This window comes from Streptomyces sp. BK022 (genome assembly GCF_004217355.1).
GTDB lineage: Bacteria > Actinomycetota > Actinomycetes > Streptomycetales > Streptomycetaceae > Streptomyces > Streptomyces griseoluteus.
This window is the reverse complement of sequence record NZ_SHKU01000008.1, coordinates 421,038-437,107: the sequence shown is the minus strand read 5'-3', so window position 1 is coordinate 437,107 and position 16,070 is coordinate 421,038. Positions and strand designations below refer to the sequence as shown.

11 protein-coding genes are annotated in these 16,070 nt (G+C 73.6%); 4 read left to right on the top strand and 7 right to left on the bottom strand.

Annotation, left to right across the window (positions count from 1 at the left end; translation table 11 throughout):
- Positions 1-425 precede the first annotated feature (425 nt).
- A complete protein-coding gene (locus EV284_RS31055) occupies positions 426-875 on the top strand; it encodes a PTS glucose transporter subunit IIA (RefSeq protein ID WP_031180261.1) in 450 nt (149 codons plus the stop codon).
- 88 nt (positions 876-963) lie between these two features.
- Positions 964-2,634: a phosphoenolpyruvate--protein phosphotransferase gene (ptsP, locus tag EV284_RS31050; protein WP_130340027.1), complete on the top strand. Its 1,671-nt coding sequence runs from the start codon at positions 964-966 to the stop codon at positions 2,632-2,634.
- Between the two features lie 84 nt (positions 2,635-2,718).
- On the opposite strand, the gene EV284_RS31045 is transcribed toward ptsP, so the two are convergent.
- Together EV284_RS31045 and EV284_RS31040 are read right to left on the bottom strand one after the other, a co-directional pair.
- Positions 2,719-3,615: a hypothetical protein gene (locus EV284_RS31045; protein WP_130340025.1), complete on the bottom strand. Its 897-nt coding sequence runs from the start codon at positions 3,613-3,615 to the stop codon at positions 2,719-2,721.
- A 26-nt stretch (positions 3,616-3,641) separates the two neighbouring features.
- Positions 3,642-4,913, bottom strand: coding sequence for an MFS transporter (locus EV284_RS31040; protein WP_278045874.1), 1,272 nt, complete (start codon positions 4,911-4,913; stop codon positions 3,642-3,644).
- Between the two features lie 45 nt (positions 4,914-4,958).
- Between EV284_RS31040 and EV284_RS31035 the strand changes: the two genes are divergently transcribed.
- Positions 4,959-6,278, top strand: coding sequence for an aminotransferase class I/II-fold pyridoxal phosphate-dependent enzyme (locus EV284_RS31035; RefSeq protein WP_130340023.1), 1,320 nt, complete (start codon positions 4,959-4,961; stop codon positions 6,276-6,278).
- A gap of 7 nt (positions 6,279-6,285) precedes the next feature.
- On the opposite strand, the gene EV284_RS31030 is transcribed toward EV284_RS31035, so the two are convergent.
- Complete coding sequence (locus tag EV284_RS31030) at positions 6,286-8,253, bottom strand: acetoacetate--CoA ligase (protein WP_130340021.1); 1,968 nt, start codon at positions 8,251-8,253, stop codon at positions 6,286-6,288.
- A 211-nt stretch (positions 8,254-8,464) separates the two neighbouring features.
- Here EV284_RS31030 and EV284_RS31025 point away from each other — a divergent pair, with 211 nt between their 5' ends.
- Positions 8,465-10,786, top strand: coding sequence for a glycoside hydrolase family 31 protein (locus tag EV284_RS31025; protein WP_130340077.1), 2,322 nt, complete (start codon positions 8,465-8,467; stop codon positions 10,784-10,786).
- On the opposite strand, the gene EV284_RS31020 is transcribed toward EV284_RS31025, so the two are convergent.
- From EV284_RS31020 to EV284_RS31005, 4 genes are all read right to left on the bottom strand, one after another.
- Positions 10,780-11,313 (bottom strand): NUDIX domain-containing protein, encoded by a 534-nt coding sequence (locus EV284_RS31020; RefSeq protein ID WP_130340019.1) that lies wholly within the window; start codon positions 11,311-11,313, stop codon positions 10,780-10,782. The two genes, EV284_RS31025 and EV284_RS31020, sit on opposite strands and share 7 nt — an antisense overlap.
- Positions 11,314-11,388: 75 nt before the next feature.
- Positions 11,389-11,997: an ATP/GTP-binding protein gene (locus EV284_RS31015; RefSeq protein WP_130340017.1), complete on the bottom strand. Its 609-nt coding sequence runs from the start codon at positions 11,995-11,997 to the stop codon at positions 11,389-11,391.
- Positions 11,975-15,643 (bottom strand): hydantoinase B/oxoprolinase family protein, encoded by a 3,669-nt coding sequence (locus EV284_RS31010; RefSeq protein ID WP_130340015.1) that lies wholly within the window; start codon positions 15,641-15,643, stop codon positions 11,975-11,977. The genes EV284_RS31015 and EV284_RS31010 overlap by 23 nt, the downstream gene beginning before the upstream one ends.
- A 24-nt stretch (positions 15,644-15,667) precedes the next feature.
- Entirely contained in the window at positions 15,668-16,066 is a 399-nt protein-coding gene (locus EV284_RS31005; RefSeq protein WP_130340013.1) for a DUF742 domain-containing protein, read from the bottom strand.
- Positions 16,067-16,070: the final 4 nt, after the last annotated feature.

The following is a 16,070-nucleotide window of genomic DNA, read 5'->3' as shown; positions in this document are numbered from 1 at the left end:
GTTGAGTTCTCAAGGAACGGTCGCTTCCTTTGTACTCACCCTCTCGGGCTTTCCTCCGGGCTTCCCTTCGGTGTTTCCGACTCTATCAGATCTTTTTCCGATCCGATTTCCTCGGTGCTTTCCAGGTTTTCACTTCGGCGTTTCCGCTTCCGCTTTTCCCTTCCGGCGGTCCAAACTCTAGCAGTGTTTTTCCGTGTCCCTGACCAGTCGATCGCAAGCATGCGAGAACTGATCCCGAGTTAGGATCTGACGAGTTTGGGTGCTGCCGAGGGTGAGCGCGCTGTCGCGCCGCCCGGTCTCAGGCAGGACGATGACTGTACACAAGTCCTGGCGACGACGCAAACCCCCGAGGATGGTGGTCTAGACCACTAGCTGCTAACTTCTCTGGGGAACCGCCACCTACCCCACTCATCGGGAGGCCCCCCATGACCAACGTGACGTCCCCCCTCGCCGGACGCGCCATCGGACTGGCCAACGTGCCCGATCCGGTCTTCTCCGGGGCCATGGTGGGCCCCGGCACCGCGATCGACCCCGTGCGTGAGCCCTCCGAGGTCGTGTCCCCGGTGGACGGCGTCGTCGTCTCCCTGCACCCGCACGCGTTCGTCGTGGTCGACGAGAGCGGCCACGGGGTGCTCGTCCACCTCGGTATCGACACGGTCCAGCTCAACGGCGAGGGCTTCGAGCTGCTCGTGAACAAGGGGGACACCGTCGCACGCGGCCAGGCCGTCGTGCGCTGGGACCCGGCCGCGGTCGAGACCGCGGGCAAGTCCCCCATCTGTCCCGTCGTCGCGCTGGAGGCCACGGCCGAGTCCCTCGCCGAGCTGCGCGAGAGCGGTGACGTGAAGACCGGCGACAGCCTCTTCTCCTGGTCCTGATCTCGTTGTCCTGACGGCTCGGCCGTCCTACGGCATGTACGACAACCAACGCGGCGGCGGGGGCCGCCGCACTAGCGGAGACGGTGAGATGGAGACAACGCTGCGAGGCGTCGGTGTGAGCCACGGTGTGGCGATCGGCGAGGTCAGGCACATGGGGACGGCCGTGCTGGAGCCGCCGGCCAAGCAGATCCAGCCGCAGGACGCGGAGCGCGAGCAGGGCCGTGCCCGGCAGGCCGTGGACGCCGTGGCCGCCGATCTGACGGCACGCGGCAATCTGGCAGGCGGCGAGGCGCAGGCCGTGCTGGAGGCCCAGGCCCTGATGGCCCAGGACCCCGAGCTGATGTCCGACGTGGAGCGGCGGATCGCCGTCGGCAGCACCGCCGAACGCGCGGTGTACGACGCGTTCGCGGCGTACCGCGAGCTGCTGGCCAACGCCGGTGAGTACCTGGCGGGGCGGGTGGCGGACCTGGACGACGTGCGCAACCGCATCGTGGCGCGGCTGCTCGGGGTGCCGATGCCGGGTGTGCCGGACAGCGACCACCCCTATGTACTGGTGGCCCGTGACCTGGCGCCCGCCGACACCGCGCTCCTGGACCCGGCGCTGGTGCTGGGCTTCGTGACCGAGGAGGGCGGGCCGACCAGCCACAGCGCCATCCTGGCGCGGGCGCTCGGGGTGCCGGCCGTGGTCGCGCTGCCCGGCGCGGGTGAGCTGCCGGAGGGCACGGTCATCGCGGTCGACGGCAGCTCGGGCGACATCTTCGTGAACCCGACCGGGGAGACGACGGCGCGGCTGGAGTCGGCCGCCGCCGAGCGCAAGGCGGCACTGGCCGCGTCGAGCGGTCCCGGTGTGACGGCGGACGGGCACAAGGTGCCGTTGCTGGCCAACATCGGCGGTCCGGCGGACGTGCCGGCGGCGCTGGAGGCCGGGGCCGAGGGTGTGGGTCTGTTCCGTACCGAGTTCCTGTTCCTGGACGACAGCAAGAACGCGCCGTCCGAGGAGAAGCAGGTGACGGCGTACCGGCAGGTGCTGGAGGCGTTCCCCGAGGGCCGGGTCGTGGTGCGGGTGCTCGACGCGGGTGCGGACAAGCCGCTGGAGTTCCTGACACCGGCTGACGAGCCGAACCCGGCGCTCGGTGTGCGGGGGCTGCGGACGCTGCTGGACCACCCGGAGGTGCTGCGGACGCAGCTGACCGCGCTGGCGAAGGCCGCCGAGGGACTGCCGGTCCACCTGGAGGTCATGGCGCCCATGGTGGCGGACCGTGCCGACGCCAAGGCGTTCGCGGACGCCTGCCGGGAGGCCGGGCTGCACGCCAAGTACGGGGCGATGGTGGAGATCCCGTCGGCCGCGCTGCGGGCGCGGTCGATCCTGCGGGAGGTCGAGTTCCTGTCGCTGGGCACGAACGACCTGGCGCAGTACACCTTCGCGGCGGACCGGCAGGTGGGTGCGGTGTCGCGGCTCCAGGACCCGTGGCAGCCCGCGCTGCTGGACCTGGTCGCGCTGTCCGCCGAGGCGGCGCGTGCCGAGGGCAAGAGCTGCGGGGTGTGCGGTGAGGCCGCGTCCGACCCGGTGCTGGCGTGTGTGCTGACGGGTCTGGGGGTCACCTCCTTGTCGATGGGCGCGGCGTCGATCCCGTATGTGCGGGCGACGCTGGCGAAGCACACGCTGGCGCAGTGCGAGCGGGCCGCGGCCGCCGCGCGTGCGGCGGACAGCGCGGACGAGGCGCGGGCGGCGGCTCAGGCGGTGCTGTCGGGCGAGTAGCCGGTTGCGCGCATACGTGTGTGCGCGCGTGTTCGTGGTGGTCAGGGGCGTCCCAGCCTTCGGGTGGGGCGCCCCTGGCGCGTTTCAGTGGTGGTGTCCGCGGTGGTCCTGGTCGTCGTCCGTGAGGTCGGGGGCCGCGCGGTAGTCCACGCCTGATTCGGGGGCGATGAGGTCGCCGGTGTCGATGTCGGTGCAGTAGGCGTCGAAGACCTCGGAGGCGGTGAGCGGCTGGAGGTGTCCGGCGCGCAGGCGCCAGCCGTGGACGCGGTCGGGGCGGTCCGGGGCGCTGACGCGGATGACGAGGCCGCCGGGGCTTCGGGTGGCGAGGCCGAGGGCGAGGACGCTGGTGAATTCGAGTGCTTCGGCCTGGTCGGGTTCGGCGGTGCCGTCGGCGCCGGCGTCGGCGTGGAGTACGGCGACGAGGGTTTCGGGTGGTCCGGCGACGCTGCACACGAGGTGCCGCGCGCCGGGCGGCGCGGTCTCCAGGACGCGGGCGAGCAGGGCCGACGCGCGGATGAAGGCGGCCCGGCCGATGTCCTCGCCGCAGGTGGCGCAGGGGCCGAGACGGGTCAGGAGGGTGGTGGCGTACTCCCAGGTGGCCTGGCGGACGGCTTCGCCGACGAGGGCGGGCAGGAGTGCGGTGAGGGGTTCGCCCTCGTAGGCGATGGTGGGGCCGAGGGCGGCGAGTTCGGCGGTGAAGCGGCCGCGGCTGGCGGGGGCTTCCGGGTCGATGCCGGTGGCGGTGCAGAACTCGGCGTACTCCTCGGGGTCGAAGAGGGCGAGTGCGGTGTGGCTGCCTTGCGCGGCACGGGCTTTGAGGACGGCTTCCATCTGGCGCAGGTAGGTGGTGTGGTCGTCGAAGGTGAAGCTGCGGTAGCGCCGCATGGCGCGGAAGTCGTGTTCGTCGGTGAGCAGGCCGACGGTGCCCGCGATCTCTCGGCGCAGGACGCGTCGCATGGTCTGGTGGTCGGTGTGCGCCATGGTTTTCCCCCTGTGTGCGCTGTCGATCAGTGCTCACTCACCGTAACCGGGGGCACTGACAACGGGGGCGGGCGGAGCCGGTCGCGGACCAGGCGGTGCTGCATTCCGCAGGTCAGGGCGATGGTGGCGCCGAGAGCGGTCCAGCCGAGGGGGCCGAGGGTGAGGGCGGCGGTCATGGCGAGGGGGCCGAGGGAGCGCTGGGCGGCCTGGGCGAGGCCGTGGACGCCGAGGTAGCTGCCCTGGGCGTCGTCGGGGGCGAGGGCGACGGAGAGTTCCCAGGAGACGGTGGCGTGCAGCATCTCGGCGAGGGTGAAGAGGGTGGCCGAGGCGGTGAGCAGGCAGGTCGCGCGGATCGGGTCGCCGGTGGCGGAGAGGGTCATGGTGAGGCCGCCCAGGGCGAAGACGGCGGCCAGCGGGAGGAGGAGCCGGCGGGAGGCTTCGGTGGTGGCGCCGAAGCGGGCGAGCGGCACCTGGAAGGCCACGACCAGCGCGCTGTTGAGCACGAGCAGCAGGGGTGCGAGGCCGTGCGGGACGCCCGGGGTGTGGGTGATCCAGAGGGGCAGGCCGATCTTGAAGTAGGTGTCGTCGAGGAAGAGCACGGTCTCGGTGCCCACGTAGGCGAGGTAGGTGCGGTCGCGCCAGGGGGTGCGGGGGCGGGCGCGGGGTGTGTCCTCCGCGCTGGCGGCGACGCGGCGCGTGGAGGGGGGTTCGGCGCAGGTGAGGGTGAGGAGGGCGACGAGCACGAAGGAGAGGGCGTCGCCGGTGAGGAGCCAGCGGTAGGCGGCGGCGGTGCCGAGGGTGAGGGCGGCGGCCGCGGCGAGCCCGCCGAGGGCCCAGCCGGCGTTGGCGGCGGTGCGGTTGACGGCCTGGTAGCGGACGCGCTCGGGTCCGGCGACGCGGGTGGCGTACAGCTTGGTGAGGATGTTGGCGGCGCGGTCCCCGAGGGCGCCGAGCGCGGAGTACGTGATCAGCAGGCCGTGATGGTCGGTGGTGAGGAGGGCGAAGGAGGCGACGGCGCGCAGGAGTTGCAGCGCGATGAGGACGTGGGTGAGCCGGAAGCGGTCGGCCAGGCGGCCGCCGAGAGGTGCGCCCGCGATGCCGACGGCGCCGGCGACCGCGGCGAGGGTGCCGATCTGGGCGGCGGAGAGGTGGGAGACGTAGGTGAAGTACAGGACCGAGACGGAGGCCCACAGGCCGCTGCCGATGCGGTCGAGGAGGGTGACGACGAGCATCCGGCGTCCGTCGCGGCCTCCCGGTACGCGTGCTCGGTGGTTGGCTGCGCCGGGCTTCGCGGCCACGGGTCCCCCTTGCCTCGATTTATGTACTGATACATAATCAGCTACGTGGCAACACAATATGAGATCAGCGGTACGACCGCCAAGGGGATTGCGCGTTCCGTCGAACAGGGCGTGTCCGAGGGCGCGTTGACGCCCGGAGCGGCGCTGCCTCCGGTGCGGCGGCTCGCCGGGGACCTGGGGGTGAGTCCGGGCACCGTGGCCACCGCGTACAAGGAGCTGCGGCGGCGCGGGATCGTGGTGACCCTCGGCCGGGGCGGGACGGTCGTGGCGGAGGCGCCCTCGGTGGCCTCCCGGCGCCCGCCCAAGGTGCCCGGGGGCCTGCGGGACCTGGCGGGCGGCCACCCCGATCCAGCACTGCTGCCGGCGCTGGTGCCGCCCTCCCGCCTCTCCCCCGGTGTCCGCTCGCACCGTGCGAGTCCCCGGCTCGCGCGGCTGGAGAGCGCGGTGCGCGAGTGGATCGAGGCCGACGGGGTGCCGGTGGAGCAGGTGACGTTCGCGCACGGGGCGCTGGACTTCGTCGGCCGGGTGCTCTCGGCCGAGCTGCGCCCCGGGGACGCCGTGGCGATGGAGGACCCGGGCTATCACCATCTGCTGGACCTCGTCGCGGCGCTGGGCCTGCGCACGGTGCCGGTCGCGGTGGACGGCGAGGGGATGCGCCCGGAGCAGCTGCGGGGTGCGCTGCGGGCCGGGGTGCGCGCGGTGGTGCTCAGCCCGCGGGCGCAGAACCCGTTCGGCGGGGCCTTCTCACCGGCGCGCCGGGACGCACTGGCCGAGGTGCTGCGGGAGTCGCCGGAGGTGCTGGTGCTGGAGAACGACCACGCGTCGGACATCTCCGCCGTGCCCCTGTGTTCCCTGGCCACGACCGGGCTCGCCCGCTGGGCCCACGTCCGCACGGTGAGCAAGTTCCTCGGCACCGACCTGCGGTGGGCGGCGGCCGCGTGCGACCCGGTGACGCTGGCGAGGCACGACGGGCGGTTGCTGCTGACCTCGGGCTGGGTCAGCCACCTGCTCCAGGAGACGGTGCACGGTCTGCTCACGGACCCCGGCACGCGCGCGCTGGTGGCACGCGCGCAGGCGGAGTACGCGCTGCGCCGGACCGCGCTGGCCCAGGCGCTGGGCGAACGGGGCGTCTGCGCGCAAGGCGGGAGCGGGATGAACCTCTGGGTGCCGGTGCGGGACGAGTCGGCGGTGGTGAACGGGCTGCGGTCGCGCGGCTGGTGGGTCGCGGCCGGGGCGCGGTTCCGGCTGGCGTCGGCGCCGGGGGTGCGGATCACGACGACGGAGCTGGAACCGCCGGAGGCGGTGCGGCTGGCCTCGGACTTCGCGGCCGTGCTGAGCGAGTCCGAGGCCACCTACGGCGGCTGAGGCGGGGTCAGGCGCGCTTGCGGGCGAGTTGCTCGTAGAAGCCGAGCAGGGTCAGGTCGTCGATGGAGCCGGGGTTGACCGCCTTCTCCAGCGGGGTGCCCTGGAGAAGGCGTTTGACCGGGACCTCGATGCGCTTGCCGGTGAGGGTGTGCGGGACACCGGGGACCTCGATGATCTCGTCCGGGACGTGCCGGGGCGAGAGCTGCTCCCGGATGGCCTTCTTCACGCGGTCCCGCAGGGCGTCGTCCAGGGCGGCGCCGGGGGCGAGGTGGACGAAGAGGGGCATCCAGTAGCCGCCGTCGGGCTGTTCGACGCCGATGACCAGGGATTCCTTGATCTCCGGGAGGCGCTCGACCACCTCGTAGATGTCGGCGGAGCCCATGCGGACGCCCTGGCGGTTGAGGGTGGAGTCGGAGCGGCCGTGGATGATCACCGAGCCGCGTGAGGTGACGGTGATCCAGTCGCCGTGCCGCCACACGCCGGGGTAGGTGTCGAAGTAGCTCTCGCGGTACCGGCTGCCGTCGGGGTCGTTCCAGAAGCGGATCGGCATGGAGGGCATGGGGTTGGTGACGACCAGTTCGCCCACCTCGTCCACCAGCGGAGCGCCGCCGGGGTCCCAGGACTGGAGGTCGGTGCCCAGGCCGGGGGCCTGGAGTTCGCCGGTGTACACGGGCAGGGTGGGGACGGCGCCGGCGAAGCAGGAGCAGACGTCGGTGCCGCCGCTGACGGAAGCGATCCACAGGTCGTCGCGGACCTCGTCGTGCAGCCAGCGGAAGCCATCCGGGGGGAGCGGGGAGCCGGTGGTGGCCACGCACTGGACGGTGGAGAGGTCGAAGTCGCGGGCCGGGTGGACGCCCGCCTTGCGGCACGCCATGACATAGGCGGCCGAGGTGCCGTACAGGGTGGTGCCGGTGCGTTCGGCGATCCGCCACTGGGCGCCGGTGTCGGGGTAGCCGGGACTGCCGTCGTACAGGACGATCGTCGTACCCGTGAGCAGGCCGGAGACGAGGAAGTTCCACATCATCCAGCCGGTCGAGGTGTACCAGAAGAAGCGGTCCTCGGGGCCGAGGTCGCAGTGCAGGCCGAGCTGCTTGAGATGCTCGACGAGAATGCCGCCCTGGGACTGGACGATGGCCTTGGGCAGACCGGTCGTACCGGAGGAGTACAGCACCCACAGCGGGTGGCCGAAGGGGACCTGTTCGAAGACCGGCTCGGTGTCGCCGGCCGTCAGCGCGGCCCAGTCCAGGGCGCCCTCGGGGGCGTCGGTGCCGAGCAGCGGGATGTGGACGACCGCGCGCAGGGTGGGCAGTTCGCGGCGGAGTTCGGCGACGGTGTCCCGGCGGTCGTGCTCTTTGCCGCCGTAGCGGTAGCCGTCGACGGTGAACAGGACGACGGGCTCGACCTGCTGGAAGCGGTCCAGGACGCTGCGGGCGCCGAAGTCGGGCGCGCAGGAGGTCCAGACGGCGCCGACGGCGGCCGTGGCGAGCAGGGCGACGACGGCCTCGGGGATGTTGGGCAGGTAGCCGCTGACCCGGTCGCCGGGGCGGACGCCGAGGTCGCGGAGGCGGGCGGCCAGCGCGCCGACCTGGCGGCGCAGTTCGGCCCAGGTCACCGGGCGGGGCTCGTGGGTCTCGTCGACGTACAGCAGCGCGGGATCGTCGGCCCGGTCGTCGGCGGCCCGCAGGGCGTGCTCGGCGTAGTTGAGGGTGGCGCCGGGGAACCACTCGGCGCCGGGCATGGCGCGGTCACCGAGCACGCGCGCGGAGGGCGTGGCGAAGCGGACGTCGAACCACCGGGTGACGGCCGTCCAGAAGTCCTCCGGCTCGGCTACGGACCACTGGTGCAGCGCCGGGTAGCCGCCCTCGGCCGGGGCGCCGTGGTGCTCGGCGGCCCAGGCCTGGAACCGGGTGATGCGGGCACGGGCGATCCGCTCGTCGGTGGGCTGCCAGAGCGGCTGCGGATGCTCGGTGGACATGATGCGGCTCCCGGACTGTACGCGTCGTTGCGTCGTCCGCGCACGGCTGAGGGGTGCGCGGGACAGGGCTGACAGGGACGATGCCATGTGATCGACTTCGGCACCAGGGCACGCCCCCACATGGTGCGTGTGTCAACGATGTGGTCCCACCACGGTGAACGGCAGTTGAACGGCACACGCGCGTGGCACGCACAGTGACAGGGTGAGCAGCATGGACGGTCGTGACCTGGTGCGTTCGTGGGGCGGGGTCGGCGCGGGGCGCGCCGCGCGGGCGATGCGGGCGGTGCGGGCCGCCTGGCACCGCAGGCGCAGCGACGCCGTGGGGCTCCCGCCGAGGGGCGCGGAGCGGGCGCGGGTGCCGGGTGAGGTGGTAGGCGCGGAGCCGGAGCCGGGCGGGGGGCTGATCCGGTTCGCGCGCTCGGAGCTGCGGATCGTGGTGGCGGTCGGCGGGGCGGTGTTCCTCGGCTGGGACGGGGCGGGTCCGGAGCCGTCGTACGCGCTGGCCGGTGGGGCGCCCGAGGTCGATCCCCGGGCGCTGCTGGAGCCGGACAAGGACGGCGGCTGGCGGGTGGTGGCCGAGCGGGTGACCGTCGCGGTGTCCCGGCACGGCGCGGTGGAGATCCGTACGCCCGGCGGTCTGGTGCTGCGCCGGGAACTGCCGCCGCGCTGGTGGGAGCCCCTCGGCGGGGGCGCGGCGCGCTGGACGCAGCGGGCCGAGGTGACGGCGGACGCCCGGTTCTTCGGGCTGGGCGGACAACCCTCGGGGCCCCGGCTGCGCGACGGCTCGTACCGGCTGTGGAACGGGGCGGTGTCCGTGGCGGTGCCGGTGCAGCTCGTGGTGGCGGACGCCTCGGCGCATCTGGTGTTCCACGACACGTCCTGGGACGGGACGGTGGTCCTGCGGGAGGGCGAGGAGGGCGCCGGTTCGGGGCACGACCGGGCCGGGCGCTGCGAGATACGGATGGCCGGTGGTCCGCTGCGCTGCTGGGTGATCGTGGGCACCCCCGCGCGTGTGCTCGGCGCCTGGGCGTCGTTGACCGGCGCGCCCGCGCTGCCGCCGGCCTGGGCGCTGGGACACCAGCACGCGCGGGACTTCGCCGGCGAGCAGGAGGTACGGGCGATCGTCGCGGGCTACCAGGAGCGCGATCTGCCCCTGGACGCCGTGCATCTGGACGCCGGCCACCACGACGGCGGACGCCCCTTCAGCGTCGACCCGGACCGCTTCCCCAAGCTGCCGGTGCTCGCGGAGGAGCTGCGCCGGGACGGCGTGCGGCTGGTGTCGGCCGTCGACGCGGCGGTACGGGTGGTGCCGGGGGACGCGGTGTACGAGGGCGGCTCGGCCGTGGACGCCTTCGTGCGGGACGCGTCGGGGCGGACGGTACGGGGTGAGGGGCGGGCCGGTGAGTCGGTGTTCCCGGACTTCACGCGCGCGTGGGCGCGTGCGTGGTGGGGCGCGCTCTACGAGGAGCGGCTGGAGCAGGGGTTCGCCGGGTTCTGGCACGGCGCCCACGAGCCCCGCGCGGGAGACGCGTTTGGGGAGCCGCCGCTGCCGCGCTCGGCCCGGCACGCCCTGGACGGGGCCGGCGGCGACCACCGGGAGGCGCACAACCTGGACGCCCTGTGCATGGCGCGGGCGGCGTACGAGGGACTGCGGGGACTGGCGCCCGGGGAGCGGCCCTTCGTGCTCTCCCGGTCCGGCTGGGCCGGAACACAGCGGTACGGCGGCATCTGGTCGCCGGGCGTGGGGACGGGCTGGCCGGCGCTCAGGGCGTCGCTGTCCCTGGTGCTGGGGCTGGGTCTGTGCGGGGTGCCGTACGCGGGCACGGACGTCGGGGGGCCCGGCGGTGACGCGTCGCCGGAGCTGTATCTGCGGTGGTTCCAGCTCGGCGCGTATCTGCCGCTGTTCCGCACGCGCACGGGCGCGGATGCGGGGCGGGAGCCGTGGGAGTTCGGGTCGGAGGTGCTGGGGCACGCGCGCGTGGCGCTGCTGGAACGGCGGCGCCTGGTGCCGTACTTCGTGACGCTGGCGCACCTGGCCCGGGGGACGGGGGCGCCGGCTGTGCGGCCGTTGTGGTGGGGGGCGCCGGAGGACCGGGCGCTGCGGGACTGCGAGGACGCGTTCCTGCTGGGTGACAGCCTGCTGGTGGCGCCGGTGCTGGACCCCGGTACCGAGCGGCGGGCGGTGCGGCTGCCCCGGGGGCGCTGGTACGACACGGTGACGGAGCGGGCGTACGAGGGGCCGGGGCAGGTGCTGGTGGAGGCTCCGCGGGGGCGGATTCCGGTGCTCGCTCGCGCGGGTGCCGTCGTTCCGGTGCGCGGTGCGGACGGCACCTTGACGCTGGAGGTGTGGGCGCCCGCGCCGGGGCGGGCCGGGGGCGGCCTGGTGGTCCCGGACACCGGGGAGGCCGAGCGGTACGCCACCCGGTGGGACGGCACGCGCGTGGTCGTCACCCGCGAGGCGGACGGCGGCCCGGCCGAGCCGTCCCGGCCGGTGCGGGTACGGGGGCTCGGCGGGGCCGCCACCGGTCAGTAGCGGCCCTGGAACCAGGCCCGGACGGCCAGGGTGTGCAGCGGGAAGGCGAGTTCCCCGGGGCCGCGCAGCAGGTGCCAGCCCTCGGTCTCGTCGGTGGCGGCGGAGGCCGGGAGCGAGTCCGCCGGGCGTTCCGGGAGGAGCCCGAAGAGCAGCAGATGGCCGTCCGGTGAGCTCATGGCGTCCACCAGCCGCAGGTCGCGGGCGTCGGCCTCGATGCCGGTCTCCTCGCGCAGCTCGCGGACGGCGGCGTGCTTCCAGTCCTCCCGGTCGTCGATGAAACCGCCGGGCAGCGCGACCCCGCCCAGCTGCGGGGCGACGGTCCGGGTGATGGCGACCAGGGCGGCGCCGTGGGTGTCGTACACGGGCTGGAGCACGACGGCCACCGGCAGCGGGTTGCGGTAGGCGGTGGTGCCGCAGGCGGGGCAGGTGCGCGGCCAGCCGGTGACGCCGTCCCCGTAGGGCGCGCCGCAGCTCGAACAGTGGGAACCGGGGCCGGAGTTGGCGGCCGGCTGCTGAATCTCGGACACGCGCGGACTGTATCCGATCACGGCGGGGGTGTCGCGGGGTGCCGGTGGGATGGGTGGGGCGGGATGCCCCAGGGGTCAGGTGGCGAGGGCGCGGCGGCGTTCGGCGGCCAGTTCCATGGCGTGCTGGACGACGCCGATCAGCACGGTCTTGACCGACTCCCGGTCGCGGGCGTCGGTCAGCAGCACGGGCACGCCGGGGTCGAGGTCGAGCGCCTTGCGGACCGACTCGGCGGGGTAACGGGCGGCGCCCTCGAAGCAGTTGACGCCGACCACGAACGGGATCGACCGGCGCTCGAAGTAGTCGACGGCGGCGAAGCAGTCCTCCAGGCGCCGGGTGTCGGCGAGGACGACCGCGCCGAGCGCGCCCTCGGACAGCTCGTCCCACATGAACCAGAACCGCTCCTGGCCGGGCGTGCCGAACAGGTAGAGCACCAGGTCGGCGCGGAGGGTGATGCGGCCGAAGTCCATGGCCACGGTGGTGGTGCGCTTGCCCTCGACGCCGTCGGTGTCGTCGACGGGCCGCCCGGCCTCGGTCAGCAGCTCCTCGGTGCGCAGCGGCCGGATCTCGCTGACCGCGCCGACCATGGTGGTCTTGCCGACGCCGAACCCGCCGGCCACCAGGATCTTGAGCGTGACGGGCTCGACGGGGGGCTTGCCGCGTTCAGCTCGTCGCTCGAAGACCATCGCTCGCTTCTCCTGCTCGGTGGGTGTCGGTGGGCCGGGTGCCGGTGTGGGGGTCGATGTCGGAAGAGTCGGTCGGTGGTCTGCCGTAGCCCCCGCCACCGGGGGTCTCGACGACGAGTACGTCACCGGGCCCGACCTCGGCCGAGCCGCTGGCGCCCAGGTCGGTGACCGTGCCGTCGGCGTGCTCGACCCGGTTGGCGCCGAGGGCGCCGGGTGCGCCGCCCGCCATACCGTACGGGGGGACGCGGCGGTGCTGGGAGAGGGTGGAGACGGTCATCGGTTCCAGGAAACGGAGGCGGCGTACCGCCCCGTCCCCGCCGCGCTGTCGTCCGGCGCCGCCGCTCCCCCGCCGCACCGCGAACTCGTCCAGCCGGACGGGCAGTCGCCACTCCAGGATCTCTGGGTCGGTGAGCCGGGAGTTGGTCATATGGGTTTGCACCACATCAGCGCCCGGAAAGGTGTCGCCCGCACCCGAACCGGAGGCGATCGTCTCGTAGTACTGGTGGTCGTCGTTGCCGAAGGTGACGTTGTTCATCGTGCCGGAGCCCTCCGCCTGCACGCCGAGCGCCGCGTAGAGGGCGCCGGTGATGGCCTGGGAGGTCTCCACGTTGCCCGCGACCACGGCGGCGGGTGGCTCGGGGGCGAGCATCGAGCCGGGCGGTACGACGATGTCCAGGGGGCGCAGGCAGCCGTCGTTGAGCGGGATGTCGTCGGCGACGAGGGTGCGGAAGACGTACAGCACGGCCGCGTGCACGACGGCGGAGGGCGCGTTGAAGTTGGTGCCGAGCTGGGCGGAGGTGCCGGTGAAGTCGATGGTGGCCCGGCGGGCGGCCCGGTCGACCCGCACCCGGACGCGGATGACGGCGCCCGAGTCGGTCTCGTAGGCGTACTCCCCGTCGTCCAGGGCGTCGATGACGCGGCGGACGGATTCCTCGGCGTTGTCCTGCACGTGCCGCATGTACGCCTGGACCACGTCGAGGCCGAACTCCTCGATCATGCGGCCCAGTTCGTCGGCGCCCTTGCGGTTGGCGGCGATCTGGGCGCGCAGGTCGGCGAGGTTGGTGGCGGGGTTGCGCGAGGGGTGGGGGGCGTCGGAGAGCAGCCGGCGGGTCTCCTCCTCGCGGAGGCGGCCGTCCTGGGTGAGCAGCCAGTTGTCGAAGAGGACGCCCTCCTCCTCGATGGTGCGGCTGCCGGCCGGCATGGAGCCGGGGGCGATGCCGCCGATCTCGGCGTGGTGTCCGCGCGAGGCGACGTGGAAGAGGAGCTCGGGGTCCCCGGGCCCGCCGCCGAAGACCGGGGTGATCACGGTGACGTCGGGCAGGTGGGTGCCGCCGTGGTACGGGTCGTTGACGGCGTAGCTGTCGCCGGGCCGCATCCGCGCACCCCGGCGGCGGATCACCTCTTTGACGCTGGTGCCCATGGAGCCCAGGTGGACGGGGATGTGCGGGGCGTTGGCCACCAGGTTGCCGTCCGGGTCGAAGAGGGCGCAGGAGAAGTCCAGGCGTTCCTTGATGTTGACCGACTGGGCCGTGGACTCCAGCTGGGCACCCATCTGTTCGGCGATGGACATGAAGAGGTTGTTGAAGACCTCCAGCAGGACCGGGTCCACTTCCGTGTCGGGCCGGGAACTCTCCGTGACGGCCGTCCGTTCCATCACCAGATGTCCGTGGTCGTTCGGGGCGGCCTGCCAGCCCTCGTCGACGACGGTCGTGGTGCCGGCCTCGGTGATGATCGCGGGGCCGGTGACGGTGTCGCCGGGCGGCAGGTCCTCCCGGCGGTGCAGGGGTACGTCGCGCCAGGCGCCGCCGGTGTGCAGGCGGGCGGTGCCGGGTGCGGCGGGGGTGCCCGCGTAGGGGGCGAGGGCGGAGAGATCGGGGGGCGGGGTGAGGCCGGTGGCTTCCACGGAGAGGGCTTCGACGACGATGCCGCGGTCCAGGGTGAAGGTGTAGGTGGCGCGGTGGCGTTCCTCGAAGTCCCGCCGCATGGTGTCGGGGTCGGTGAGGTCGACGGTGAGGGTGGTGTCGGTGCCGTCGTAGCGCAGCTGGGCGCGGCGTGCGGTGCGGACGCGGTCCTCCGGCACGTCCTCGGCGCGGAGTTGGGCGCGGGCGGCGGCCTCCAGCGCGTCGGCGGTGTCGCGGACGCCGGGCATCGCCGCCTCGGTCAGTGGTGCCTCGACGGACTGCTCGCGCATCGCCGTGACGTCGGCGAGGCCGATCCCGAGCGCGGAGAGGACACCGGCCATGGGGGGCACCAGCACGGTACGGATGCCGAGCGCGTCGGCGACCTGGCAGGCGTGCTGGCCGCCGGCGCCGCCGAAGGTGGTGAGGGCGTAGCGGGTGACGTCGTGGCCCTGCTGGACGGAGATCCGCTTGATCGCGCCGGCGATGTTGGCGACCGCGATGCGCAGGTACCCCTCGGCCACCTGTTCCGGGGTGCGGTCGTCGCCGGTGGCCTCGCGGATCTCGCGGGCGAGGTCAGCGAAGCCGTCGCGTACGGCGCCGGCGTCCAGCGGCTGGTCGCCTTCGGGTCCGAACACGGCGGGGAAGCGGGCGGGCTGGATGCGGCCGAGCATGACGTTGGCGTCGGTGACGGTGAGCGGGCCGCCCGCGCGGTAGCAGGCCGGGCCGGGGTCGGCTCCGGCCGAGTCGGGGCCCACCCGGTAGCGGGAGCCGTCGAAGTGGAGCACCGAGCCGCCGCCCGCCGCGACGGTGTGGATGTCCAGCATGGGGGCGCGCAGCCGGACGCCCGCGATCCGGGTGGTGAAGACGCGCTCGTACTCCCCGGCGAAGTGCGAGACGTCGGTGGAGGTGCCGCCCATGTCGAAGCCGATGACCCGGCCGTGCCCGGCCAGTCGCGACATGCGGGCCATGCCGACGATGCCCCCGGCGGGCCCGGACAGCACGGCGTCCTTGCCGCGGAACTGCCCGGCCTCGGTGAGCCCGCCGTTGGACTGCATGAACATCAGCCGCACGTCGCGCAGTTCGCCGGCGACGTGCCGGACGTAGCGGTGGAGCACGGGCGAGAGGTAGGCGTCGGCCACGGCGGTGTCCCCGCGCGGGACGAGCTTCATCAGCGGGCTGACCTCGCTGGACAGCGAGACCTGCGGGAAGCCGATCCGTCCGGCCAGCTCGCCGACGGCCCGCTCGTGGCCGGGGTGGAGGTGGCTGTGCAGACAGACGACGGCGACCGCGCGGATGCCGTCCTCGTACGCGCGGCGCAGCTCGCCCTCCAGGGCGGCCAGGTCGGGGGCGCGCAGTTCGGTGCCGTCGGCGGCGATCCGCTCGTCCACCTCGACCACGCGCTCGTAGAGCTGCTCGGGCAGTTCGATGTGGCGGGCGAAGAGGTGCGGCCGGTTCTGGTAGGCGATCCGCAGGGCGTCGCGGAAACCTCTCGTGATCACCAGCAGGGTGCGCTCCCCCTTGCGCTCCAGCAGCGCGTTGGTGGCGACGGTGGTGCCCATCCGGACCGCCTCGACGCCCTCCGGGGAGCCGCCGAGCAGTTCGCGGACCCCCGCCACGGCCGCGTCGGCGTACCGGGCGGGGTTGTCGGAGAGCAGCTTGCGGGTGAGCAGAGCGCCGTCGGGGCGGCGCGCGACGATGTCGGTGAAGGTGCCGCCCCGGTCGACCCAGAACTCCCAGCCTGTCACGTCACTACCCCGCTTCCGCGCTGGTCACAGCGCCCGGAGGCCGTCGATCACGTCGCGCAGAATACTCTCGTCCGGCAGCTCGGCCGGGGGCACCGGACGTGTCACGTGGACGAGTCCGGCGTGCACGAGGTCCCCGATGAGGACGCGTACGACTCCTACGGGCAGGTCGAGTCCGGCGGCGAGTTCGGCGACCGACTGCGGTTCGTCCCGGCAGAGGCCGGCGATCTCCACGTGCTCCGGCGCCAGCGTCGGGTCCTCCTCGGGGTCGCCGGCGTCCGGCTCGGTGACGACGACCGCGATCAGGTCGAGGACGTGCTGGCCGGGGCTGCTGGTGCGGCCACGTGTCATGGCGTACGGGCGGACGACAGGACCCGCCTCGTCGTCGAACCAGTGGCCGCCGCTTCTCTGACCCTCTCCGCTCATGTCG